We start from the raw sequence: 22719 nt of genomic DNA on the forward strand, positions 1-22719 counted from the left end.
ATGCCACAAAATACCCTATGACCGTTAAGATGACCGCGCCGTCATGCCAAAAGCAGGCTTTCGGCATAGGCCATCATCAGCGGCCCGACGCCTTTGGCGTCATCGGATACAACCGGCTCGGTCAGGTAATAATCCGGAGACCCATCGCGATAATTGCCCTCGAAACCGCCAAGGCCCGCGACATGCACGATGCCGGTGAGACGGACGATACCCTTTTCGTCCACCTTGAGCTGTCTCTCAAGCAGGGCATCAAGCGCGGACCGGCCCGCCGAAAGAGCCGCCTTTGCCTCCTCGCCCTGCAAAAGCCCCAGCCGCGCAGCCCGCAGTAAGGCATAGGCGAACATCGCCGAAGCGGAGGTTTCCTCGTAGTTTCCGGCAAGATCCGGTTTGTCCAGCACCTGCATCCAGAGACCGGTTTTAGTCTGCCGGGCAACAATACCGGCCAGAAGTAGGCCCGCGCGTTCCCGAAGTTCGATCGTTGCGCCATCAGCCGGCAACATCACCAACGCATCGACCAGCGCCATGGCGAGCCAGCCGACGGCGCGAGCCCATACGGCCGGGGATTGGCCGCTCACGGGGTCGGCCCAGCGCTGGTTGCGGCTTTCGTCATAACCATGGACATAGAGCCCACCGGCATCCGCCGTCAGCGTGAGTGCGGTTGAGAATTGCTGTAGCGCATCGTCGATCAGTTCGGCGTCACCAGTCGCCTGCGCATATTCGATCTGGAAAGGAAGTCCCATATAAAGGCCATCCAGCCAGACCTGATGCGGATAACGCTTCTTGTGCCAGTAATTACCGGAGCCCGTACGCGGATGGCTGCGGAGTTGGCCAGCAAGATGTTCCGCCGCAGCGAGATAACGCGGATCGCCCGTTTCCGCTGCCAGAGGAAACAGAATGCGACCGGCAAGGATGTGATCGATATTGTATTCCTGAGGATCGTAACCGGCGAGCACTCCGTCTGCCGCTATCTGGGTGTCAGCCAGACGATGCAGATGTTCGTTCCAGCGACGCTCGCCGGTCGCTTCGAACAGGTGCTGCAAACCCCGATAGACACAGCCATCCTCATAACACCAGCTTCCGCCCTTGTAGTGCCTATATCGGCTGGTGAATTGATCAAAATAATCAGTGGCTTTCATGGGTTTTCTCGATTGAAATCTGTGAATGGGAAATGCCAGAGGCGCTCAGCAGCGCAGGATCGTCGCAAATGATTTCAGCCTGTTCGAAAACGATCCCCTCATGCAGCATGGGGCGCACCCCATCGGCCATGATCGGCGGTGTGGCCACGGCTGCAGGATCACGCGAGACGATGGTGAGATTGCGAATGGCGATATTGCGGATTGGGGCCTCCGCTAAACCGAGAAAGACGCCGGCGGCATGTGCCAGATGGCGGATTTCCACATCTTCGACAGTAATTCCGTCGATAAACGGGGTCCCGTCGTCGACAGGTGCAGGGTCTCGCGACTGCACCCAGCCGTCATGCCCATCGGCATCGCAATGGTAATGGGCATTGGCGGAAAGCGCGGTCTGCACGCCATCCAGCAACACCCGGCGCATGGTGACATTGCTGACTGAACCGCCACGGCCCCGCCGCGTCTTGAGACGCAGGCCGCGATCCGTGCCAACCATGTCGCAGTCCTCTACCGTTACGTCATGCACGCCACCCGACATTTCCGAGCCGATCACCAGCCCGCCATGGCCGCGCTCCATCAGGCAATGGCGTACGCTGACGCCGCGTGTTTCCGCCAGATGGTCGTCCTCGCCGTTCGGCCCGCGTTTGCCTGCCTTCACAGCAATGCAATCGTCGCCCACTGAAAAGCGCACGCCTGATATCGTCACGTTGCGGCAGCTTTCCGGGTTGAAGCCATCGGTATTGGGGCTGTTATGCGGAGCGCTGATTGTGAGACCCGCCGCTGTCAGGGTCTCGCACCCCTGTGGATGGACCGTCCAGGACGGTGCATTGCGAATGGTGAAACCGAAAAGCCCGACATTGCGGCAGGAAACGAGATGCAGGCCGCGCGGTCGACGCGCGCCGTCACGGGTTTCTTTCGGCCAGCTCCACCAGTCGCCTCTGTCGCCGGAACCATCGAGAACGCCTGTGCCTTCGATCACGAGATTATCTGCGCCGATGGCATGGACCGGCGCAGCGAAACAGGCATCCGGTAGCCCTTCCCAACTGCCGAGCATGCGGCCCGTCTCATCGCGGGCAGGCAGGATCGGCCAGCCATTGCGGGTGGAGGGTGCGCGCAGCACGGCCCCTTCCGCAAGATGAAACGTCATGTCGCTTTTCAACCGCACGGGAAACGCTGTCCAAAGGCCGGCAGCAAATCGCAACGTGCCGCCCGCAGGCACGGCGGCAACTGCCTCTTCCAGAGCGCGGGCGTTGGCGCGTGCGCCGGCTTCGTCGTCAAGCGCAATATCCGGCGTCAGCGAAAATGCCATCGCCTCGACAAGCCCCGCGCAGGGCGCTGTCCTGAACTCCAGGCTTGCGAACCCATCCGCTTCGAACACATACCGCGTATCCGGACGCAGATCATGCAGCAGCGTCACCACGGTGGCGGTTTTTCCGGCTCGTAAATCACCATCTTGCGAAGTCAGCCGCCATGCCGTCTGCGGCAGGTGATATCGCGCACCGGGTACAGCGAGGCAAAGCGCCGCCGTTCGCGCCGAAAGCGCGATGATAGAGGGTTCGTTCATGCTCGTTTCTCGTTGTTCGTGCATGTCCCGCGAAAACAATCGGCGGGAATGCCCATGTCACCCGGCAACCGGATAAAGAGCCCGCCGCCGCAAGGGCGGCGGGCCATTGTCGTCAATCGAATTTGGCCAGAACGTCATTGGTGGTATCGATGATCTGCTCAGCCGCCTCTTCCGCCGTCAGCTGGCCATAGGCATATTCCTCCAGCGTATCGATGAAGCCGGAGCGGATTTCCGGATGTTCGTTGAAGGGCGAAACTACCGGTCCAGATGCCGTCATGACGATGGCGTTGGCGGCGCGCACTTCCGGCTCACCCTTGTCGCCCAGACGCTGCGCCGCAGCCTTGGAAGCAGGCAGGCCGCGAGACGTGCCAAGCGCATCGATGCCCTCAGGCTCGTTCAGCAGGCAGTTCAGGATTTGCGCGGCCGCTTCAGGGTTCTTCGAGTTTTTCGAGATCGAAAAGACCATGGAAGGCTTGCGATAAACGCCTTCCGTTACGGCATCGGCGAGCTTCAGCATCGGCACGGGTTTCAGCACCTGCCCATCCTTTAGGGGATCGGCATATTTCGAATAGGTGGAATCCCATTCATAGGAACCAGCGATACGGCCTTCGGACCAGGACGGCTTTTCATAAAGATTGACGTTGCCATCGGCCGCTTCCTCTTTCTGGGAGCGAATGGAGCCGGTTTCTACCAGCTTGCCGACGAACGAGATACCTTCCGCCAGTTCCTCCGACGTCCAGGCGACACGGTTGGTCTTGGGGTCGACCAGATCCTTGCCGGTTTTCTGCACCACGGCGAGTGTCACGAGAAGCTGGGCAGTCTCCTTTACGGCATTGAAGGTGTAATGATCCTTGCCGAGCTTTTCCTTGATGGTTTTTGTTGCCGCGAAGAATTCATCCCATGTCTTGGGGATTTCAACACCAGCCTTCTCGAAGGTGGTGGCGTTGAAAAAAAACACGCGGCCGGTGGTGGAGACTGAAAGGCCCTGAAGCACTCCGTTCATAGAACCCGCTTCCAGATCCGTCTCGGCCCATTGCGAAAGATCGAGAGGTTTCAGCTGACGCAGATCAGCAAAACCTTCACCATTCTTGGAAAACAGCGGCAGCCATGGCCAGTTCACCTGAACGATATCTGCTTCCGTCTTGCCTGCCATTTGCGTGGTCAGTTTTTCCAGATATCCGTCGAAGCCGGTAAACTCACCTTTGACCGTGTGGCCGTATTTTTCACCGCAGGCGGCAATTGCCTTCTGGGTGGCGACATGACGGCTTTCGCCGCCCCACCACGACATACGCAGTTCCGCGGCACCCGCCGCAGGCGCAGCCACGGTGGCCAGATAGGCAGCACCGGCCAGCATCGCCATTGTTCTCGTCATCTTCATTGTTCTTCTCCTCCTCGAAAAATCAGGCACGCTCGTCCCCTCCTCACAGCGAGACATTGCGGCCATCGGCCTTGTCGAAAATATGCAGCTTCTCGGGGTCCGGCTTCAGTCGCAGAATGCCGTCGCGCCCAAGCGCCTCGAATTCGGCTGCTCCCACCACGCTCACGAGCTTCTGTCCGCCCAGATCGGCATGCAGATAGACCTCGTGCCCCATGAATTCGGCGTTGGTCAGTTTCGCCTGCAGCGCCGGCCCATCGGCCTCACCGGCGAGCGAAAGATGCTGCGGACGGATGCCGATGACGGCGTCTGCCGGTCTGGCTGAAAGCCGCTTTTCCAGATGGTCGCCTATCGGAAGACGTTGCCCACCGATGACGAACTCCGCCCCGTCGATCGCCACATCCACAAGGTTCATTTCCGGCATGCCAATGAAACCGGCGACGAACAGATTGGCGGGCCGGTTGTAGAGTTCCTTCGGCGTGGCGACCTGCATGATGCGCCCGGCCTGCATGACGCAGATACGGTCGCCCATGGTCATGGCTTCCGTCTGATCGTGCGTCACGTAGACGACGGTCGAAGAGAGGCCCTCCGCCTTCAGCTGGCGATGCAGATCGGTAATGCGCACACGCATGGAAGCGCGCAGCTTCGCATCGAGATTCGAAAGGGGCTCATCGAACAGGAACACGCCCGGTTTCTTGATGAGGGCGCGGCCCAAAGCAACACGTTGCGCCTGCCCGCCGGAAAGCTGTTTCGGCAGACGATCCAGCAAGGGCTCGATTTCGAGAATGCGCGCGACATTGTCGATTGCCTTCTCGATCTCGGGCTTGGCAACACCGGCAATCTTGAGGCCAAAAGCAAGATTGCCGCGCACCTTCATATGCGGATAGAGCGCATAGTTCTGGAACACCATGGCAATGGAGCGCTTGCCGGGCGGCAGGTCGTTGACGCGCTGATCTCCGATGAGGATTTCACCGCCGGTGATTTCCTCCAGCCCCGCCACCATGCGCAGCGTGGTGGATTTGGCGCAGCCGGACGGGCCGACGAAGACCATGAACTCGCCGTCCTCGATTTCGAGATTGATGCCGTGCACGGCCTTGAAGCTGCCGCCATAGACTTTTTCGAGATTTTTAAGTTGAACGCTTGCCATTTTCAGCCCTTGACCCCGCCAGACGAGATCCCTTCAATGAAATACCGTTGCGCCGCGAAAAACACGACGAGCGCAGGCGCGATCGTCAGCACCGACATCGCCAGGATGCGGTTCCATTCGAAGGCTTCGGTGGTGTCGATGGAGAGTTTGAGCGCCAGGCTCACCGGATATTTATCGACCGAGGACAGGTAGATCAGCGGTCCCAGAAAGTCGTTCATCGTCCACATGAACTGGAAAAGGCAGACCGAGATCAGCGCCGGCGCCAGCATCGGCACGACGATGTAAACCAGCGTCTGCAGACTGTTGGCGCCATCCACACGGGCGGCTTCCTCCATATCCGAGGGCAGCGAGCGCAGGAACTGCACAAGCATGAAGACGAAGAAGGCATCACCGGCTAGTGCCGAGGGAACCCATAGCGGCAGGAAACTATCCAGCCAGCCGAGGTCACGAAACAGGATATATTGTGGAATGCGGGTTACGACATTGGGCAAAAGCAGGATGGCGATGACAGAGCCAAACAGGATTTTCTTCAGCGGAAAATCGAAGCGCGCAAAGGCATAGGCCGCCATGGTGCAGGAAATCGCCGTTCCGATGACCTTCGGCAGGATGATCAAGAACGAATTCCAGAAAAACCGGCCGAAGGTGTAGGGCGTGGAAGTCTCCCAGCCGCGGATGTAACCGTCCAGCGTTGGCGTCTCAGGAATGAAACCTGCACCGGAAAAGATCTCGGAATTGGTCTTGAAGCTTGCGCCGACCAGCCAGATCAGCGGATAGAGCATGATGAAGCCGACCGCGAACAGCAGCGTGTACCGGACAGAGGTCGATAACAGCCGGAGCCTTGCCCGGCGGGCGGCCTGCATGTCGTTTAAGGTTGCGATATCGGTCATGGCATCAATTCCGCTTGTCGCCGGCGTAATAGACCCACTTTTTCGAGGACCAGAAGGCCACGAGGGTCAGCACGGTGATGATGGTGAAAAGAACCCAGGCGATGGCGGAGGCATAGCCCATGTTGAACTTCTTAAAAGCCTCATCGTAAATATAGAGAGGCAGCAGATAGGTAGACTTCAACGGCCCGCCCTGGGTGATGATGTAAGGCCCGTTAAACTCCTGGAATGCCTGCACCATCTGCATGATCAGGTTGAAAAAGATGACCGGCGTCAGAAGCGGCAGGGTGATGAAAAAGAACGTCTTTACCTTGCCTGCGCCGTCGATTGCCGCTGCCTCATAAAGCGACTTGTCGATGGATTGCAGCGCGGCGAGAAAGATCACCATGGCCGAACCGAACTGCCAGCAGCGCAGCAGCGTAATTGTAAAAAGCGCATTGGCGGGATCGCCAAACCAGTCGACCGGCGACAAGCCGATTGCCGCCAGCGCCATGTTGGCCAGCCCTTCGCTGGCGAAGATGTAGCGCCACAGCACCGCAATCGCGATCGAACCGCCGAGGATGGACGGAACGTAAAAGGCGGTGCGGAAAAAATTGATGAATTGCAGCTTGTAATTGAGTATCGCTGCGATGAACAGCGCGAAGGCAAGCTTCAACGGCACCGTCAGAAACACATAAAACAGGGTGACGTTCAGGGATTTCATGAACGTGCGATCACGGGTGAAAAGCCGCTCGTAATTGGCCAGTCCCGCCCATGTGGGGTCACTCATCAGGTCGTAGCGGGTGAAGCTGAGATACAGGGAACCCAGAAACGGGATCGCCGTGAAAACCAGAAGTCCGATGATGTAGGGCGTCAGATATCCCAGCCCGAGGAAGCGATTAGATTTCATGACGCTCCTCCCCCACCCCGGAAAGGCGCGGATAACAGAATACAATTTCGTGCAAGTGATTCTCCCGGAACGGCTGACGGCGGGCGCATGATGGCGCGATTTCTCGCCGCAGCCGATCTCCTCCCTCATTGATACGGCGCGCATTAGCAGTTTGTGAGGTGACAAAACCAAATTTCCGAGCCAAGGTGAATTAACAAAGACGAGGAAAAAGATGGACGAAATCGAAGGTGGTATTCTCTCGTCCGTTCCGCCTGCGGCGCTCACGCTTAATCTCACGCGCGCCACGATCAAGATGGAGCACTCCCGCACCTGGCAGATCGACAAATCCAATCAGGTGGACGATCTCATTATCTGCCTGGAGGGTCGCGGGCATTATCTCGTGGACGGTGAAGCACGGGTGCTGGAGCCTGGCGACGCCATGCTGATTTTCAGGGGGCAGCATTTTATCGGCTGGAATGAACAGGCCGTCACCTATCGGGGAGTGGCACAGCATTTCACGTTGGATATTTACGGTCGTCACAACCTTGTCGCGCAGATGGACCTCAAGCCGAAACTTTCGCTGAGCCGCTGGCCGCTGCTGGAGCCGCTGGTGCGCCACTATCGGCAGAGCGCTCCGCCCTCCTCTGTCACGCTTGGCCAGCATCACCTGTTCATGGTGTTGCTGATCGCATTTATCGATGATGCATTTCTCGGATGGGTCGACCGTCCGAGTTTCCAGCCGGAAGGTGCCGAAGCCCTGGATCTGGCTGTCATGAAAGCGATCACGATGATTTCCGCCAATCCGCTCGACCCTGAAATCGCCGCAAGGGCGACCGACGCAGCCCCCTATAATCGCGACTATTTCCTGCGTGAGTTCCAGAAACGGGTGGGGCGCACGCCGAGGAAGTATCAGGAATTCAAACGCATGGAACGTGCCATGCATTTTCTTGAAGCCGGGCTTTCAGTTGCGGCTGCGGCGGCAGAAGTGGGTTATGGAGATCCCTATTATTTTTCGCGGATGTTCAAGCGCACATTGGGGTTGAGCCCCCGCGACCACATGAACAGGATACGCCGCAGCAGGCACGGCAATCTGATGGCGTTTGACGAGCACGAACAGCAGAGGCTGCTTGCCACCGAAATGCAAAAGGCCCCGGCATAGCGGGGCCTTCTTGCGATAAAGCTTTGGAACTACCGGAAAAGTGACGGCAACCAGAGTGAAAGCGACGGAATATAGGTGACGGCGAGCAGCACGGCTATGCTGGCGCCGAAGAATGGCCAGATCGTTCGCATCGCTTCCCGTATCGTTATGCCGCCAACCGCACATCCCACGAAGAGCACCGTTCCGACCGGCGGCGTATTGAGACCGATACCGGCGTTCAGGATCATCACGACACCGAAATGCACGGGATCGATGCCGAAGGCCTTCACGACAGGCAGAAGCACCGGCGTGGAAATGATGACCATAGGCGCCATATCCATGAAAGTGCCGAGTAAGAGCAGAATGACGTTGATGACCAGAAGCACGATAATCGGATTGTCCGAAATCGCGCTGATTGTCGCGATCATCAGTGTCTGTACCTGCAGAAACGCCATCAACCAGCCGAACGACGCAGCCGTGCCGATGACGAGCAGAACCATCGCTGTCGTACGAACCGCCCCCATCACCGCTTCCACGAAACCGCTCCAGTCCAGCTCACGATAGACAAGCATGGCAACAAGGAAAGCGTAGAGAACGGCAATGCAGGAGCTCTCCGTCGCGGTGAAGATACCCGAACGAACGCCGCCGAAGATGATGCCGATCAACAGAATGCCGGGAAAGGACGCCAGAAGATAATACATCAGCTTCGAAAAGCCGGGAAACGGCTCGGACGGGTAACCCTTGCGCCGCGCGACGATATAGGCGGTGACCATCAGGGCCGCAGCAAGCAGCAGGCCTGGAATGATGCCGGCGGTGAAGAGATCGGCCACCGAAACATTGCCACCCGCCGCGATCGAATAAAGTATCATATTGTGCGAAGGCGGGATCATCAGCGCGATGATGGCGGCGTTGACAGTGACGTTGACGGCGTAATCCCGGTCATAACCGCGCTTGGCCATTTGCGGGATCATCAGGCCACCAACGGCCGAGGCGTCGGCGACAGCCGAGCCGGAAATGCCGCCGAACAATGTCGAAGCGACGATGTTGACCTGCCCCAGACCGCCGCGCAGATGACCGACAAGACCGGCCGCAAAACGGATCAGACGATGGGCTATACCGCCGCGGACCATGAGGTCACCCGCGAAGATGAAGAACGGGATCGCCATCATCGCAAACACGTTCATGCCGGAGTTCATCTGCTGGAAGACCACGACGGGCGGCAGGCCGAGATAAAGAACGGTGGCGAAGGAGGCAATGCCGAGGCAGAACGCAATCGGCGTACCGATCAGCATCAGAAGGGTGAAGACACCGAAGAGGATTGTGTAAGCCATTTACGCGGCCTCCTGCACAAACACATCCGCCGCGATTTCCTCGCCGATGACGAGATCGATAAAGCGTTCGGCTGCAAACAGCGCGATCAGAAAACCGCCACCGATCAGCGGGAAGAAATCCATGCCGCCCGGCCATCCAAGAACAGGGATCGTCGCCGTCCATGTTCCGGCAGAGAGGACGGTTCCGTACCAGCACATGCCAACCCCGAAAAAGAAGATCAGTGCCAGACTGGTCAGGTCCATCGCCGCCTGTATGCGCGGCGGCATCATATAGCGCAGAATATCCAGCCCCAGATGCACGCTTTCACGCACGCCCACCGCCGCCCCCAGCATGATGAACCATGACATGAGGTGAAGCGACAGCGGCTCGGACCAACTTGGTGAATCGTTCAGGATATAACGGGCAAACACCTGCCAGCCGACGATAAGGGTCATGGCGACCATGCCGACGCCGGCGATGTAAAGTGACGCACGGCTGAGCGCGCCGAGAAATGGGCGGATCGCCCGCATGAAGTTTCGCATTTGCCTTCCTCCTCCAACCTCAGACCAATGACGACAAAAGAAAACCGGCCCTGTTGCCAGAGCCGGTTTTCCCTATGTCACTTGACGGCTTTTACCCGCTCAAGAAGGTCTTTCATTTTCGGATCGGTGACGAACTTGTCGTAGACCGGCCCCATCGCGGCGGCGAACTCTTCCTTATTGACCTTGATGACGTTGGCGCCACCGGCGCGTACTTTTTCTTCCGAGGCCTTTTCGCGCGCACTCCACAATTCACGCATCTTGCCAACGGAATCCTTGGCTGCCTGACGCAGCAGCTTCTGATCTTCCGGCGACAGCTTGTCATAGGAAATCTTGGAGATGACGAGGATTTCCGGATTGAGGGAATGTTCCGTCAGCGAATAGTTCTTCGCCACTTCATAGTGACGGGCGGATTCGTAGGACGGCCAGTTGTTTTCCGCACCATCGACAACGCCTGTATCAAGCGAGGAGTAAACCTCGCCCATCGGCATCGGCGTAGGGTTGGCGCCAAACGCCTGCATCATCGAGATCCACAGATCCGATTGCTGCACGCGGATTTTGAGGCCCTTCAGGTCCGCCAGTTTTTCGATGGGCTTCTTGGTTGTGTAGAAGGAACGCGCACCGGAATCGTAAAAGGCAAGACCGATCAGGCCGTGCGGTTCGAAAGCTGCCAGAACCTCATCGCCGATCGGGCCGTCTACGGTATTGTGCATGTGTTCCGTCGAACGGAACAGGAAAGGCAGGCCGAGAACGGTGGTTTCCTTGACGAGATTGTTGAAAGGCGCAGCGTTGACGCGGTTCATGTCGATGACGCCGAAGCGGGTCTGCTCGATGGTATCCTTCTCACCGCCGAGAACCGAATTGTTCATGACCTGCACCTTGATGCGGCCATTGGAGCGTTCCGACAGAAGTTCGCCCATATATTTCACGGCTTCAACCGTCGGATAACCGTCGGGATGAATATCGGCCGAGCGCAGGGTGATTTCCTGCGCCTTGGCGGAAACGCCTGACAGCGCGATCCCCATCGCGATGCACATCATGCTTGCAATCTTTTTCATTTCTTCCTCCTCCGTTGTAACAGCGGCCCCACCCCTCCAAGGCTAACGGACCGAATTTTTCACGCCCATCCGGGCCGGCATGCAAAGACCTTTCATCTGCAAAGGATGATGGGGACCTCCGTTTCCCCAACCATCCCGAATTGAAACTACACCGCCTTGAGTGGCGGCAGCTTGAACAGGGCTTCTGGATTTTCTACCAGCGCTCGGTGACGGGCCGCATCGTCCGGCAGCCAGCCGAGTGTGAGCTCCGCAAGGCGGGCATCATCCGGATAGGCAGCCGTCTCGCGGACCGAATTGTGCGGCCAGTTCGTCCCCCAGACGATCCGCTCCGGCGCATGGGCAGCGATACGGCGCGAAAAGGCCGCAACATCTTCATAGGGCCAGGCGTCGCGCGAACTTTCATAAACACCGGCAAACTTGAACCAGAGATTGCCGCGATCGATGAGCTTCAAAAGTGCCGCCATCTCCGGGCCATCCGTGTCGATACCCCTGAAGAATTTACCATGGTGGTCGAAGACCCAGCGCGAGCGGATTTTTTCAAGACGCGGCAAATGATCGAGAAGCCCATTGCCGTCGAACTGAACTGCCACCATCCAGTCGGCAGCATGGGCACGCTGATCCACCGCTTCCAGTTCCGATAGGCTCACCGCGCCGCCAGGCAAATCCATGATACGGGCGCCCACGGCACCGGCAGCGGCAAGTCTTTCCATGTCCTTTTCAGTCGTGTTCTCATCGATAATCACCACCGCGCGGGCTGCCTCGCCCATTTCTGCCACGCAGGCCAGCGTGTTGCCGTTATCTCGCTGTTGGGCGTTGCCCTGGGTGATGATGACGCGGTCGATGCCGAGCCATTGCATGAGCTGGCGATAATCCTCAGGCCGCGGCAGCGCACCCGGCGGCAGGCCCGGCCCACCCGGCAAGGCTGGATAACCGGGCAGATACATATGCATCTGAGTATCGACCGCCCCTTTTGGGAATGCTGGCTGCGGCGGTGTCCCGCTTAGTTTTCTGACAAGTTCGCTCATGGCTGTGGCATCCTGAATTCAACGAGTGCGTCGCGGTTGATCTCGATGCCCAGACCGGGACCATCGGGAATGGCGACGACACCGTTCACCGCCTCTATCGGCTGTTGCAGCACGGCCTGACGGAACGGATTATGCGTCCGATCGAACTCCATGATCGGCTCGATGGGGTTTACCCGCACCGGATCGGGCACCATCGCGGCCATGAACTGCAGGGCAGCGGCGATCTGCACGCCCGTGCCCCACACATGCGGCACAATGCGCACGCCGTGCAGCGTGACAAGCGTGGCAATCTTCTGCGTTTCGGAAAAGCCGCCGCAACCGCAGAGGTCTGGTTGGAGAATATCCACGGCACCGGCGGAAAGCGCCTGCCACATGCCGTAACGCCCGTGCCAGGTCTCGCCTCCCGCAACCGGGATTGGTTGGCCCGCCCGCACGCGGGCATAGGCATCGAGCTGCTCCGGAACCACCGGCTCCTCGAACCAGTCGATGCCGTATTCAGCCGCACGATTGCCGAGCGCGATGGCTTCGGTAACGGTATAGCCGTGATTGGCGTCGATCATCAGCCGCATATCCGGCCCGATCGCTTCGCGCACGGCGGCAATGACCGCAAGATCCTCCTCGATGCCGAAACCGATCTTGATCTTGCAGGCGTGAAAACCCTCTGCACGGCGCTCAGCCATCTCATTGGCATTGTCGGAGATGCGGTCGACCCCATCACGCTTGAAGCTGCCGGTGGCATAGGCGCGCACGCTTTCGCGCCAGCGCCCGCCGAGCAGCATGGAGATGGAGGTGCCGTAATGCTTTCCCTTGATATCCCACAGCGCGATATCGATACCGGACAGGGCTGTAATGCTGAGGCCGCGCTGGCCCTGGTCGCGCAGGGCATTGTAAAGCACAGCCCAGATCTTTTCGGTCTGGCGGGGATCCTGGCCAATAAGCCAACCGGAATAGGCCTGAACCACGGCGGCGTTCGGTCGCGCCGGACCGAGGCATTCGCCCCAGCCGACTGTCCCGTCATCGCATTCGATTTCGACCAGAACGTGGGCACGCCGGTCAAAGCGCATGGATGCGCTTTCAAACGGCGTGGCCAGCCGATGTTCGAGCAGATGCGTGCGCACCGCTGTGATCTTCATCGTTCCCCTCCCGTTATACCTTGATCACACCTTGCGCTTGTGCGTGCCGATCAGGGCATCGAGCATGCCGATTTCCTCATTCGTCAGATCCTTCAGCGGCGCGCGCACTGGACCCGCATCAAAGCCCTGCAGGCGAACGCCAGCCTTGATGGCGGAGACAGCGTAACCCTTGGCGCGATTGCGGATCGCCATGAACGGATAGAAGAATTCCGTCAGGATGCGTTCGCAGGTGGCGCGCTCGCCGGCCCGCAGCGCCGCATAGAACTCGTTGGCAAGGCCCGGCACGAAGTTGAAGACGGCCGAGGAATAGGTGGTGAAACCGGCGCCGAGATAGGCTTCGGCAAACAGTTCCGCCGTCGGCATGCCGCCGAGATACATCAGGCGGTCACCCATCTTGGCGGTGATCTGGCGAACGAGACCGATATCACCGGTGCCGTCCTTGAAGCCGACGAGGTTCGGGCACTCATCGCAGAGACGCGCCAGCGTATCCGCCTGAAGCACCGAATTGTCGCGGTTATAAACCATGACGCCGATGCCGACCGACTGGCATATTTTCTTGATGTGCGCGTAAAGGCCTTCCTGCGGCGCATCGATGAGGTAATGCGGCAGAAGCAGGATGCCATCAGCACCGACTTTTTCTACCGAGCGTGCGATATCAACCGCAACTTCGGTGCCGTAGCCGCAGCCGGAAACGATTGCCGTTTCACCGGCCACTTCCTTGGCAGCCGAAACGATAGCAGGGATTTCATCCGGCTTCAGCGAGAAGAACTCGCCCGTACCGCCGGCGGCAAACAGCACCGGCGCCTTGTAACCGGCAAGCCATTCGACATGCGCCCTGTAGCTATCGGCCGCAAAACGACCCTCGGAATCAAAATGCGTTACCGGGAAGGAGAGCAGGCCGGAGCCAAGCGCCGCCTTGATTTGTTCAGGGTTCATAATCCGTATTCCTCTGCAAGTTCACTGACTGGAAGCCACCTAAACCGCTTGCCGCATATTTGTCAACAAGTCATCATACAAGTTATATGATGAATTTTGAAAACCGGCGCACATTAGCGCGCCAGCCAGCCACCATCGACATTGAGGATGGCGCCATGCACGTAGTCGGCCGCCGGCGAGGCGAGGAAAACCGCCGCCCCGGCGATGTCTTCAGAATGCCCCCAGCGGCCTGCCGGGATACGCTCGAGAATGGCCTTGTTGCGGGCAGCATCCGCCCGCAACGCCTCGGTATTGTTGGTTTCGATGTAACCGGGCGCAATGGCATTGACGTTGATGCCCTTCGCGGCCCACTCATTTGCCAGAAGCTTGGTCAGACCCGCAACGCCATGCTTCGCCGCCGTATAGGACGGTACGCGGATGCCGCCCTGAAACGACAGTAGCGAGGCGATATTGACTACCTTGCCCGGACGACCTTTCGCCAGCAATTCCTTGGCGAAGGCCTGCGTGGTGAAAAACAGCGCCTTGAGATTGACGTCCATCACCTCATCCCAGTCGAGTTCTGAAAACTCCACGGAATCGGCGCGGCGAATGATGCCGGCATTGTTGACGAGAATATCGAAATCGGCGTCGGCAAAGCTGTCCCTGGCGGCGAGTGGATCGGCAAAATCAATCGACAATGCGGCGGCCTTGCCGCCGTTCTTCGCGATCATGTTCAGCGTCTCGTCCGGCGCGCGGCGGGCGGCGCAGACAACTTCCGCGCCGGCCGCGGCGAGGCCGACGGCGATTGCTTGACCAAGCCCCGTATTGGCACCCGTCACCAGCGCCTTACGCCCTTGAAGCGAAAAGGGATTTTTCATTTCAGATCCCCCGGCTGGATGAAGTCCATGTCGGTATAATCGACATTGTCTCCAGCCATGGCCCAGATGAACGTGTAAGAGCCGATGCCAGCGCCGGAATGGATCGACCAGGGCGGAGAAATGGCACCCTCTTCGTTGGAAATGAAGAGATGCCGCGTTTCCTGCGGCTCACCCATCAGGTGCAGAACGCGCGACTTTTCATCCATGCCGAAATAGAGATAGGCCTCCATGCGGCGATCATGAATATGCGACGGAATGGTGTTCCAGACGGAGCCGTCCTCTAGCGTCGTATAGCCGAGCACGAGCTGGCAGCTTTCCATGACCAGCGGGTGGATGAACTGGTTGATTGTGCGCTTGTTGGAGGTCTCGGTCGCACCAAGCTTGACCTCCTTGCTGTCGGCAAGGCTGACGAGCTTTGCCGGCAGGCTGCGATGCGCCGGGCATGAAGTGATGTAGAACCGGCCCGCGCCATCGAAGGTCACCGCACCGCTTCCCGCACCGAGATACAGAACGTCGCCACGATTGAGCGTATACGTCTCGCCACCAGCGTTGACGGTGCCGGTGTCTCCGATATTGACGATTCCCATCTCGCGCCTGTCAAGGAACGACGGCGTCTTGGTTTCCTCGACCTTGTCCAGCATCAGCGGGGCACCATCAGGCACCGCGCCGCCCATGACGAAACGGTCGTAATGGGTATAGATCAGCCTGATTTCGCCGGAACGGAACATGTCGTTGGCGAGGAAATGCTTGCGAAGCCCATCGGTATCGAGCGTTTTTGCATATTCCGGGTTGACGGCCTGCCTTGTTTCGACGGTCAGCATCAAACTCATCCTTCATGATTGTTGCGTATAGGACATAATATATGTTATCCGCTTTTTGTACGATCTGTATGACAAGGTCAAGAGGAACCTGGATATCTCGACCACGCCGGAGACGTTGAATGGGGTTTCCCGCAGCCTCGATGATCCGCAGTCCATTCGTTTAGGGAGAATTGCAATGAAACGGCTTCTTGTTACCGGTGCGGCTGGCCAGCTCGGCCGCGTCATGCGCAAGCGCCTCGCACCCATGGCCGAGATATTGCGTCTTGCCGATCTTTCGCCGCTCGATCCTGCCGGGCCGAACGAGGAATGCGTGCAATGCGATCTGGCCGACGCCAGCGCCGTCGATGCGATGGTCGCCGATTGTGACGGCATCGTCCATCTTGGCGGCATATCGGTGGAGCGGCCTTTCGAGCAGATCCTTCACGGTAATATCATCGGGCTTTATAACCTCTATGAGGCGGCCCGCGCCCATGGGCAGCCGCGAATCGTCTTCGCCAGCTCCAATCACACGATCGGTTATTATTCCCAGACAGAGCGGCTTGGCCCCAACGTTCCCTTCCGGCCGGACGGTCTTTACGGCGTGTCCAAATGTTTCGGCGAAAGCCTCGCCCGCATGTATTTCGAAAAATTCGGCCAGGAAACGGCGCTGGTCCGCATCGGCTCCTGCACGCCGGAACCGCAAAATCACCGTATGTTGTCGACCTGGTTTTCGCAGGATGATTTCGTATCGCTGATCGAGGCGGTTTTCCGCGCGCCGGTGCTCGGCTGCCCGGTCATCTGGGGCGCATCGGCCAATGACGCGGGCTGGTGGGACAATTCCCACCTCGGCTGGCTTGGCTGGAAACCGAAGGACAACGCCGAGACTTTCCGGCAGCACATTGCCGAGACAACACCGCAACCAGACCCTAAAGATGCGGTGGCGCGTTTTCAGGGCGGCGTTTTCATCGACAATCCGATCTTCAAGGCGACGTGAAATGCCATTCGGGACCGACAGGCATGATAACCGGTCTTTCCTGCGCGTGCAGCGGGATTGCAAGCCGGACCGCGAATGACGTATCGAGGAATACCGGACGCTAACCTGCACCCTTTTTTAGAACGGCGATGACAATGACAAAAGCGATAACCTCCGAACCGGCAGCTCCGCAAGCCAAGACGCTTGTGGTGAAGGTTTCCGAGGAGCTCCGCAGCCAGATCGCCAAGGGCCGTTATAAGACAGGCGAGCGCCTGCCTTCCGAAGCGCAGATGACGCAGGAATTCGGCGTAAGCCGCACCGTGGTGCGCGAGGCCATCGCCTCACTGAGGTCCGACGGGCTGGTCGAGCCGCGTCAGGGTGCGGGCGTCTTCGTGCTGGAGCCAGCGCCTGTCGAGCGACGGCCGTTCCATAATGTCGATCTTGCCCGCGTCTCGTCCCTGATCGAAATGCTCGAACTGCGCACCGCCGTGGAAGGTGATGCCGCCGGTCTTGCGGCCGTTCGCCGCTCCCCGGCGCAGGAGGAGAAAATCATCGAAGCCTTCGATGCCTTCCGCGCCAGTGCCGCCAAGGGCATTCCGACAGCAGAGGCCGACTTCGCTTTTCACCTGGCCGTTGCCGACGCAACCAACAATCCGCGCTTCAGCGAGTTTCTACAGGTGCTTGGCCCAACGCTCATTCCGCGCCGCGCCGTTGCCGAAAACGGCAAGGAAACCGTGCTTTCACCCGCTGACCTCAACCGGCTTGTCGGTGAGCACGAAGCGATCCTGATTGCGATACAGGACGGCGACGAAGAGGCGGCAAGAAGCGCCATGCGCCACCACCTGAAAAGCAGCCAGACGCGTTACCGCGCCATGCTGCGCGCGCCGCGCTGAATTTCAAGCTTGAACGACATCGCATGACCGAGGAGAACGACATGCAGCAGCTTCCGACATTCCCCACCGTTTCACCCGACGATGGTGTTGAACGCACCGTGCTTTCCGAAGCGCCGGAGCTGATGGTGGTTTCGTTCCGCTTCAAGACCGGCGCCGAAGGCAAGCTGCACAACCATCCGCATGTGCAATCCACCTATGTCGCCAGCGGCAGTTTCCGCTTTTACCGCGATGGCGAAGCCTACGACCTGCAGAAAGGCGACAGCCTCATCATTCCCGGCCATGTCGAGCACGGCTGCCTCTGCCTGGAAGAGGGCGAGCTGATCGACTGCTTCACCCCGCGCCGCGACGACTTTCTCTGAACCTGGCCGGCCTCAGGCCCGGGACAAATCCCGCAGGGTGCGTGGCAGGCTGTTCATGCACTCTGCCCCTGCTGTGGTAACGAGAAACTGGTCCTCGATCATCAGCGCGCCTAGACCTTCGCCGTAAAACGGCGCTTCAAGTGCCACGACCATGCCCGGAAGAATGACCTCCTCATTGTCATGGGAAAAAAACGGCCATTCCTCGATGCCCACGCCGCCGCCGACGGAATGGCCGAAATGACCGCGATAATATTCGCTGAATCCGTCTTTGCGCATCGAAGCAAGCATGGCGGCGTGCACCGCACCGAATGTATTGCCGGGACGAATCGCTTCCAGCCCGCTGGCAAAAGCTGCCTCCAGCGCTTTGAAAATATTGGCCGCGAGCGGAGAGACCGCACCCCATGAAAACGTCCGCGCGCCATCCGACGAATAACCATCGACCAGCGTGCCAACATCGGCCTTGATCAGGGCACCGGGCGCGACGACCGCCGTCATATCCGACAGGGCCGGACCGACCGATATATAGTCCCAATGGCCGCTAAGCGAAAAACCCGACTTCAGGGCATGCGACTGAGCGCCGGCTTTCCACGCGTTGGAAAGCTGGCTGAGCGCCAAGCCCGGCCGCACGGCCGCCGCCATCTCGACCAGCCCGGCCTCAGCGGCCGCTGCGGCCCGCCTGAGAAGTTCAATCTCGCGCACGGATTTCACCGCACGCAGACGTTTCAGCACCGTCGAGCCATCAACCCAGGTCACAGCGGGCGTCACCTCACGAAGAGCCGAAAAATCGGCGGCCGGCATGAATTCGAGATCGGCACCGATACGCGCCGCAGACAGCCCGCGTTCCTGCAGAAGGTCGGCCAGCAAAACAAAGCAGGCGGCGCGATCGAATGTCTCCGGCCTCTGTCCGCCGGAATTGTTTCGGCGATAGGCACCGTCTACCTGCGAGACGTTTTCGACACCCGACATATCGACCATATCGATCCAGATGCGATGCCGGCGCAGATCGACATCAGGCGCGGCCTTCTCGACAAGAGGTGCGGCGTGATCGCTGACGACGGCGGCAAGCCCGGACGCAGCATCGGCTGGGACAAGCGCAATCGCCGACCCCGCCCTGCCCCACATCGTCGCAACACCGGCATTTGCTCCAACCGCATAACGGAAGGCTTCGGGCTGGAAAAGCACCAGCGCATCCATGCCCGCCTCACCCATCAACTGCTGCGCACGGCCTCGATCGATATCGCCCATAAGAACCTCGGTAGATTGTTTCACCCGCCGTGTTTTCAGGCGGGCGCAATAATATCAAGATCCCGATTTATCAGCGGCTGCTGAGAGAAAGAAGCAGGAAAACAAGATAAGGTAGGAGGTTGGGGATAGTCCTCCTATAAAACAGTGCTTTAGCACCACCACAGCATCCGCATTCCGTCACCCTGACGAGGTCGGGGGTCCAGCACGGTCAATTCCTTCATTGCAAAAGGCTCCGGCCACGGCGCTGACACACCGTGGCTGGATGCCGGGTCAAGCCCGGCATGACGCAGGAGAGGTAGCCGACTTTATCATCCATCCGGAGACCGCGGAAAACCCGCCGCCTCGTGTCGCGTCACGCCTCCAGCCACTTAACCTGCTCGGCCGTCAGCTTGATATCCAGCGAAGAAAGGCTGTCCTCCAGTTCGGCAATGGTGCGCGGCCCGATCAGCGGAATGACCGGGAAAGGCTGGGCGATGACATAAGCGAGCGCGATGTGGATCGGATGGCGGCCGAGTTTCCGGGCAAGCTCGATCGCCCGGTCGCGGCGGTCGAAGTTGCGGTCGGAATACCAGACGCGGACGATTTCCTCGTCATCTCGCTTGTCCCGCCCCGCCCGGTCGGTGAAGAAGCCACGCCCCTGGCTCGACCAGGCGAAATTCGGGATCTGGCGGGATTGGAGCCATGCCTTCCACTCATCATCCGATGCCGCCACACACCCCGCCCAGATGGGATCGAGCATCTCGGCAAGCGAGAAATTGTTGGAAAGTGCGCCCGGAGCCTGTTTGCCGTTCTCTTGCGCATAGGCGGTGGCCTCGTCCATACGCTCGCGCGTCCAGTTCGATCCCCCGAAAATGCCCCGAATGCGACCACGCCGGACTTCGGCATCCATCGCATCGACAAATTCGCCGACCGGCACGTCGGGATTGTCACGATGCATGAAATAGACATCGACATAATCCGTCTTCAGACGCTCCAGCGACTGGTTGAGCTGCTTGGCGATCATGTCCGGATAGCAGAGGGGCGAATGCGCGCCTTTGCCGATCAGCACGATTTCTTCGCGCGGCACGTTGCGGCTGGTGTGCCAGTCACCGAATATGGCTTCCGTCTTGCCGCCGCCATAGACATAAGCCGTATCGAACAGATTGCCGCCCGCCTCATAAAAGGCATCGAGCGTCAGGGACGCGGAGGCGAAATTGGGGAAGAACTCGAAACCGAGCGCAACCACCGAAGCGGGTTTGGTGAGGCCGGGTATGTGCCGCTTCGGAACCGCATTGCCTGCCACGACCTTGCCACCGGCAATATTCGTGATGCGAGAGGTTGCTTTTTCGACGCTGTATTCCAGGCCAACGGCGGCACGCCACTGGTCCATGACACGTAGATTGCCGAGACTGTCGGCCCAGCCCATGCCGGGCGCGCCGAATTCCTGCTTGCCCTGCCTTATCGCCTCACCTGCCGCATCGACTTCGAAGGAATAGAGCCAACGGTCTTCCGGCAATTCGATGGTTTCGACATTGTCGCCCCTGAAAATATCGATCCGGCCGGTGCCACCCTTGTGGCCGGCGGCGAACCAGAAATCCTTGACTTCGATACGGCCTTCCGAACCGATGATGCGCAGCACATTGTCCTGGCCTGCCATGATCGAGCAGGAGACTTCGGCAACGATACCGTTCGAAAATTTCAGAACGGCCGAAGCCCATTCATCGACGCCCGACTGGCCGAGATGGGCCGCACCTACAATCTTTTCGGGTTCAGCAAAGGGTTTTCCATCGACTGCACCGGCAATCAGCCGCACCATGGATACGGGATAACCGCCGACATCGAGAATGCCGCCGCCTGCCGTCTCATTGGAAAACAGACGATGATCGGCACGGAAAGACCCCATGTTGAAACCGAAACTGGAGCGGATGATGCGGATATCGCCAACGGCGCGGTTCCTGATCAACTCCACCAGTTTTGCCGTCTGCGGATGCAGGCGGTACATATAGGCCTCGCCCGCAAAGACATCAGCTTTTTTCGCTTCGTGGAAAATGGCGTCGGCGTCATAGGCGGAAAGCGCGATGGGCTTTTCCACCAGCACGTTTTTGCCCGCACGGATCGCCTTGATCGCCCATTCCGCATGGCCGGTATGGGGCGTGGCGATATAGACGGCGTCAATATGGGGATCGGAAAGCAGCGTATCGTAACCATGGATGATGCGCGCGCCGGGAAAGGCGTCAGCAAGGCCGGGCTTGTCCGGATTGCGGGTGGCGATAGCCTCGAGCTTACCCGTGCGGGAATGGGCAATGCCGTCCGCAAAGGTCTTGGCGATGGTGCCCGGGCCGATAATGCCCCAGCGGATCGGTTGGTCGGTCGTCATGAAATCCTCGTCTTGACTTGCGTGCTTGGGAAAGGGTTCAGCGCAGGCGATTGCCCTGACTGTCGAAAAGAAATGCCTTGCGGGCGGAAAGACCGACCGTCAGCCGGTCACGATTGGCGACGTCTCGCGATTCCGACCGCTCGATGACGAGTTGCTCACCGCCTTCCGTACGGGCATAGACATAGCTGGTATTGCCGAGGTGCTCGGCGACATCGACGTGGACGGTGAGATCGGCATCGCCCTGCCCGACATCAGCAAAATGTTCGGGCCGGATACCGAGCGAGACCTTGCTTCCCTCATCGAGCCGGTCCTTGATCGGCAGGGTCAGCCGCACGGCAGGATCGCTGTCGAGCGACAGCGTAACGCTTTGTCCGCCTGTACCGATGACGGTCGCCTCCAGAAAATTCATCTTCGGCGAACCGACGAAACCGGCAACGAAACGGTTGGCGGGGTCGTCATAAAGATCGAGCGGGGCACCAACCTGTTCGATATTGCCCGCCCTCAAAACCACGATCTTGTCGGCCAGCGTCATCGCCTCGGTCTGGTCGTGGGTGACATAGATCATCGTGGTACCAAGCTGCTTGTGCAGCCGCGAGATTTCCACCCGCATCTGCACCCGAAGTTCCGCATCGAGGTTCGACAAGGGCTCGTCGAACAGAAAGACCTGCGGTTCGCGCACGATGGCGCGACCGATGGCGACACGCTGCCGCTGCCCGCCGGAAAGCTGCTTTGGCCGGCGTTCCATCAACTCGTTGATCTGCAGGATTTCGGCGGCGCGGCTGACACGCTTTTCCGTGTCGGCCCTGGGATTACCGTTCATCCTGAGGCCAAAGGACAGGTTTTCGGCAACCGTCATGTGCGGATAAAGCGCATAGGATTGAAACACCATGGCGATGCCTCGATCGGCCGGATCGGCATCGTTGACCGTTCTGCCGCCGATACTGATATCGCCGTCCGATATATCCTCCAGCCCCGCGATCATACGCAGAAGCGTTGATTTGCCACAGCCGGACGGGCCGACGAAGACCACGAACTCGCCATCGGCAATATCGAGATTTGCACCATGGATGACTTTCAGCGCACCGTAGCGCTTTACGACATTCTTGAGCGAAAGTTCCGCCATGCGGT

The 22719-nt window shown here is 59.2% G+C and carries 21 protein-coding genes; 4 read left to right on the plus strand and 17 right to left on the minus strand.

The window, feature by feature from the left end:
- Positions 1 to 41: 41 nt before the first annotated feature.
- The 6 genes from G6L97_RS14895 to G6L97_RS14920 all read right to left on the minus strand — a co-directional run bounded on the left by G6L97_RS14895 (position 42) and on the right by G6L97_RS14920 (position 6989).
- On the minus strand, positions 42 to 1136 hold the full coding sequence (locus tag G6L97_RS14895) for a glycoside hydrolase family 88/105 protein (protein WP_112153402.1): 1095 nt from the start codon (positions 1134 to 1136) through the stop codon (positions 42 to 44).
- Positions 1123 to 2694 (minus strand): polygalacturonase PglA, encoded by a 1572-nt coding sequence (pglA, locus tag G6L97_RS14900; RefSeq protein ID WP_174003202.1) that lies wholly within the window; start codon positions 2692 to 2694, stop codon positions 1123 to 1125. Before pglA ends, G6L97_RS14895 begins: the two co-directional genes overlap by 14 nt.
- 112 nt (positions 2695 to 2806) lie before the next feature.
- Complete coding sequence (locus G6L97_RS14905) at positions 2807 to 4072, minus strand: ABC transporter substrate-binding protein (RefSeq protein WP_112154410.1); 1266 nt, start codon at positions 4070 to 4072, stop codon at positions 2807 to 2809.
- 43 nt (positions 4073 to 4115) lie between these two features.
- A complete protein-coding gene (locus G6L97_RS14910) occupies positions 4116 to 5216 on the minus strand; it encodes an ABC transporter ATP-binding protein (protein WP_035199333.1) in 1101 nt (366 codons plus the stop codon).
- Between the two features lie 2 nt (positions 5217 to 5218).
- Positions 5219 to 6103 carry a carbohydrate ABC transporter permease gene (locus tag G6L97_RS14915; RefSeq protein WP_019566471.1) on the minus strand — a complete coding sequence of 295 codons (885 nt, stop codon included), beginning with the start codon at positions 6101 to 6103 and terminating at the stop codon, positions 5219 to 5221.
- A 4-nt stretch (positions 6104 to 6107) separates the two neighbouring features.
- The gene (locus G6L97_RS14920; protein WP_003517909.1) at positions 6108 to 6989 is read right to left on the minus strand and encodes a carbohydrate ABC transporter permease; all 882 of its coding nucleotides are present in this window, start codon (positions 6987 to 6989) and stop codon (positions 6108 to 6110) included.
- Between the two features lie 211 nt (positions 6990 to 7200).
- Here G6L97_RS14920 and G6L97_RS14925 point away from each other — a divergent pair, with 211 nt between their 5' ends.
- Positions 7201 to 8127 (plus strand): AraC family transcriptional regulator, encoded by a 927-nt coding sequence (locus G6L97_RS14925; RefSeq protein WP_019566472.1) that lies wholly within the window; start codon positions 7201 to 7203, stop codon positions 8125 to 8127.
- A 29-nt stretch (positions 8128 to 8156) separates the two neighbouring features.
- Here G6L97_RS14925 and G6L97_RS14930 read toward each other — a convergent pair whose 3' ends face one another.
- The 8 genes from G6L97_RS14930 to kduI form a co-directional block, all read right to left on the minus strand.
- Positions 8157 to 9437, minus strand: coding sequence for a TRAP transporter large permease (locus G6L97_RS14930; RefSeq protein WP_097100252.1), 1281 nt, complete (start codon positions 9435 to 9437; stop codon positions 8157 to 8159).
- Positions 9438 to 9959, minus strand: a complete 522-nt coding sequence (locus G6L97_RS14935; protein WP_013761414.1) for a TRAP transporter small permease — start codon at positions 9957 to 9959, stop codon at positions 9438 to 9440.
- Positions 9960 to 10036: 77 nt separating this feature from the next.
- A complete protein-coding gene (locus G6L97_RS14940) occupies positions 10037 to 11014 on the minus strand; it encodes a TRAP transporter substrate-binding protein (protein ID WP_174003205.1) in 978 nt (325 codons plus the stop codon).
- 146 nt (positions 11015 to 11160) lie between these two features.
- Complete coding sequence (locus tag G6L97_RS14945) at positions 11161 to 12039, minus strand: amidohydrolase family protein (RefSeq protein ID WP_174003208.1); 879 nt, start codon at positions 12037 to 12039, stop codon at positions 11161 to 11163.
- The gene (locus tag G6L97_RS14950) at positions 12036 to 13172 is read right to left on the minus strand and encodes a D-galactarolactone cycloisomerase (RefSeq protein ID WP_111842051.1); all 1137 of its coding nucleotides are present in this window, start codon (positions 13170 to 13172) and stop codon (positions 12036 to 12038) included. Before G6L97_RS14950 ends, G6L97_RS14945 begins: the two co-directional genes overlap by 4 nt.
- A 24-nt stretch (positions 13173 to 13196) precedes the next feature.
- A complete protein-coding gene (gene kdgD, locus G6L97_RS14955) occupies positions 13197 to 14108 on the minus strand; it encodes a 5-dehydro-4-deoxyglucarate dehydratase (RefSeq protein WP_003517921.1) in 912 nt (303 codons plus the stop codon).
- Positions 14109 to 14221: 113 nt separating this feature from the next.
- Positions 14222 to 14965, minus strand: a complete 744-nt coding sequence (kduD, locus tag G6L97_RS14960) for a 2-dehydro-3-deoxy-D-gluconate 5-dehydrogenase KduD (RefSeq protein WP_065663049.1) — start codon at positions 14963 to 14965, stop codon at positions 14222 to 14224.
- Positions 14962 to 15786: a 5-dehydro-4-deoxy-D-glucuronate isomerase gene (gene kduI, locus G6L97_RS14965; RefSeq protein ID WP_003517924.1), complete on the minus strand. Its 825-nt coding sequence runs from the start codon at positions 15784 to 15786 to the stop codon at positions 14962 to 14964. The genes kduD and kduI overlap by 4 nt, the downstream gene beginning before the upstream one ends.
- Positions 15787 to 15961: 175 nt before the next feature.
- Between kduI and G6L97_RS14970 the strand changes: the two genes are divergently transcribed.
- From G6L97_RS14970 to G6L97_RS14980, 3 genes are all read left to right on the plus strand, one after another.
- Positions 15962 to 16759 carry an NAD-dependent epimerase/dehydratase family protein gene (locus G6L97_RS14970; RefSeq protein ID WP_065705287.1) on the plus strand — a complete coding sequence of 266 codons (798 nt, stop codon included), beginning with the start codon at positions 15962 to 15964 and terminating at the stop codon, positions 16757 to 16759.
- Positions 16760 to 16893: 134 nt separating this feature from the next.
- Positions 16894 to 17631, plus strand: a complete 738-nt coding sequence (locus G6L97_RS14975) for a FadR/GntR family transcriptional regulator (protein ID WP_003517927.1) — start codon at positions 16894 to 16896, stop codon at positions 17629 to 17631.
- Between the two features lie 41 nt (positions 17632 to 17672).
- On the plus strand, positions 17673 to 17990 hold the full coding sequence (locus G6L97_RS14980; RefSeq protein ID WP_003517929.1) for a cupin domain-containing protein: 318 nt from the start codon (positions 17673 to 17675) through the stop codon (positions 17988 to 17990).
- Positions 17991 to 18002: 12 nt separating this feature from the next.
- On the opposite strand, the gene G6L97_RS14985 is transcribed toward G6L97_RS14980, so the two are convergent.
- The 3 genes from G6L97_RS14985 to G6L97_RS14995 form a co-directional block, all read right to left on the minus strand.
- Complete coding sequence (locus G6L97_RS14985) at positions 18003 to 19235, minus strand: M24 family metallopeptidase (protein ID WP_111800392.1); 1233 nt, start codon at positions 19233 to 19235, stop codon at positions 18003 to 18005.
- Positions 19236 to 19587: 352 nt separating this feature from the next.
- Positions 19588 to 21591: an aldo/keto reductase gene (locus tag G6L97_RS14990; protein ID WP_112154406.1), complete on the minus strand. Its 2004-nt coding sequence runs from the start codon at positions 21589 to 21591 to the stop codon at positions 19588 to 19590.
- Positions 21592 to 21628: 37 nt separating this feature from the next.
- Positions 21629 to 22714: an ABC transporter ATP-binding protein gene (locus tag G6L97_RS14995; RefSeq protein ID WP_112154405.1), complete on the minus strand. Its 1086-nt coding sequence runs from the start codon at positions 22712 to 22714 to the stop codon at positions 21629 to 21631.
- Positions 22715 to 22719: the final 5 nt, after the last annotated feature.

This window comes from Agrobacterium tumefaciens, assembly GCF_013318015.2.
GTDB classification, from domain to species: Bacteria; Pseudomonadota; Alphaproteobacteria; order Rhizobiales; family Rhizobiaceae; genus Agrobacterium; species Agrobacterium tumefaciens.

Excerpts from the sequence above, each read along its gene's own strand:
- G6L97_RS14895 (WP_112153402.1), bottom strand. The coding sequence starts at position 1,136 with ATGAAAGCCACTGATTATTTTGATCAATTCACCAGCCGATATAGGCAC.
- pglA (WP_174003202.1), bottom strand. The coding sequence starts at position 2,694 with ATGAACGAACCCTCTATCATCGCGCTTTCGGCGCGAACGGCGGCGCTT.
- G6L97_RS14905 (WP_112154410.1), bottom strand. The coding sequence starts at position 4,072 with ATGAAGATGACGAGAACAATGGCGATGCTGGCCGGTGCTGCCTATCTG.
- G6L97_RS14910 (WP_035199333.1), bottom strand. The coding sequence starts at position 5,216 with ATGGCAAGCGTTCAACTTAAAAATCTCGAAAAAGTCTATGGCGGCAGC.
- G6L97_RS14915 (WP_019566471.1), bottom strand. The coding sequence starts at position 6,103 with ATGACCGATATCGCAACCTTAAACGACATGCAGGCCGCCCGCCGGGCA.
- G6L97_RS14920 (WP_003517909.1), bottom strand. The coding sequence starts at position 6,989 with ATGAAATCTAATCGCTTCCTCGGGCTGGGATATCTGACGCCCTACATC.
- G6L97_RS14925 (WP_019566472.1), top strand. The coding sequence starts at position 7,201 with ATGGACGAAATCGAAGGTGGTATTCTCTCGTCCGTTCCGCCTGCGGCG.
- G6L97_RS14930 (WP_097100252.1), bottom strand. The coding sequence starts at position 9,437 with ATGGCTTACACAATCCTCTTCGGTGTCTTCACCCTTCTGATGCTGATC.
- G6L97_RS14935 (WP_013761414.1), bottom strand. The coding sequence starts at position 9,959 with ATGCGAAACTTCATGCGGGCGATCCGCCCATTTCTCGGCGCGCTCAGC.
- G6L97_RS14940 (WP_174003205.1), bottom strand. The coding sequence starts at position 11,014 with ATGAAAAAGATTGCAAGCATGATGTGCATCGCGATGGGGATCGCGCTG.
- G6L97_RS14945 (WP_174003208.1), bottom strand. The coding sequence starts at position 12,039 with ATGAGCGAACTTGTCAGAAAACTAAGCGGGACACCGCCGCAGCCAGCA.
- G6L97_RS14950 (WP_111842051.1), bottom strand. The coding sequence starts at position 13,172 with ATGAAGATCACAGCGGTGCGCACGCATCTGCTCGAACATCGGCTGGCC.
- kdgD (WP_003517921.1), bottom strand. The coding sequence starts at position 14,108 with ATGAACCCTGAACAAATCAAGGCGGCGCTTGGCTCCGGCCTGCTCTCC.
- kduD (WP_065663049.1), bottom strand. The coding sequence starts at position 14,965 with ATGAAAAATCCCTTTTCGCTTCAAGGGCGTAAGGCGCTGGTGACGGGT.
- kduI (WP_003517924.1), bottom strand. The coding sequence starts at position 15,786 with ATGCTGACCGTCGAAACAAGGCAGGCCGTCAACCCGGAATATGCAAAA.
- G6L97_RS14970 (WP_065705287.1), top strand. The coding sequence starts at position 15,962 with ATGAAACGGCTTCTTGTTACCGGTGCGGCTGGCCAGCTCGGCCGCGTC.
- G6L97_RS14975 (WP_003517927.1), top strand. The coding sequence starts at position 16,894 with ATGACAAAAGCGATAACCTCCGAACCGGCAGCTCCGCAAGCCAAGACG.
- G6L97_RS14980 (WP_003517929.1), top strand. The coding sequence starts at position 17,673 with ATGCAGCAGCTTCCGACATTCCCCACCGTTTCACCCGACGATGGTGTT.
- G6L97_RS14985 (WP_111800392.1), bottom strand. The coding sequence starts at position 19,235 with ATGGGCGATATCGATCGAGGCCGTGCGCAGCAGTTGATGGGTGAGGCG.
- G6L97_RS14990 (WP_112154406.1), bottom strand. The coding sequence starts at position 21,591 with ATGACGACCGACCAACCGATCCGCTGGGGCATTATCGGCCCGGGCACC.
- G6L97_RS14995 (WP_112154405.1), bottom strand. The coding sequence starts at position 22,714 with ATGGCGGAACTTTCGCTCAAGAATGTCGTAAAGCGCTACGGTGCGCTG.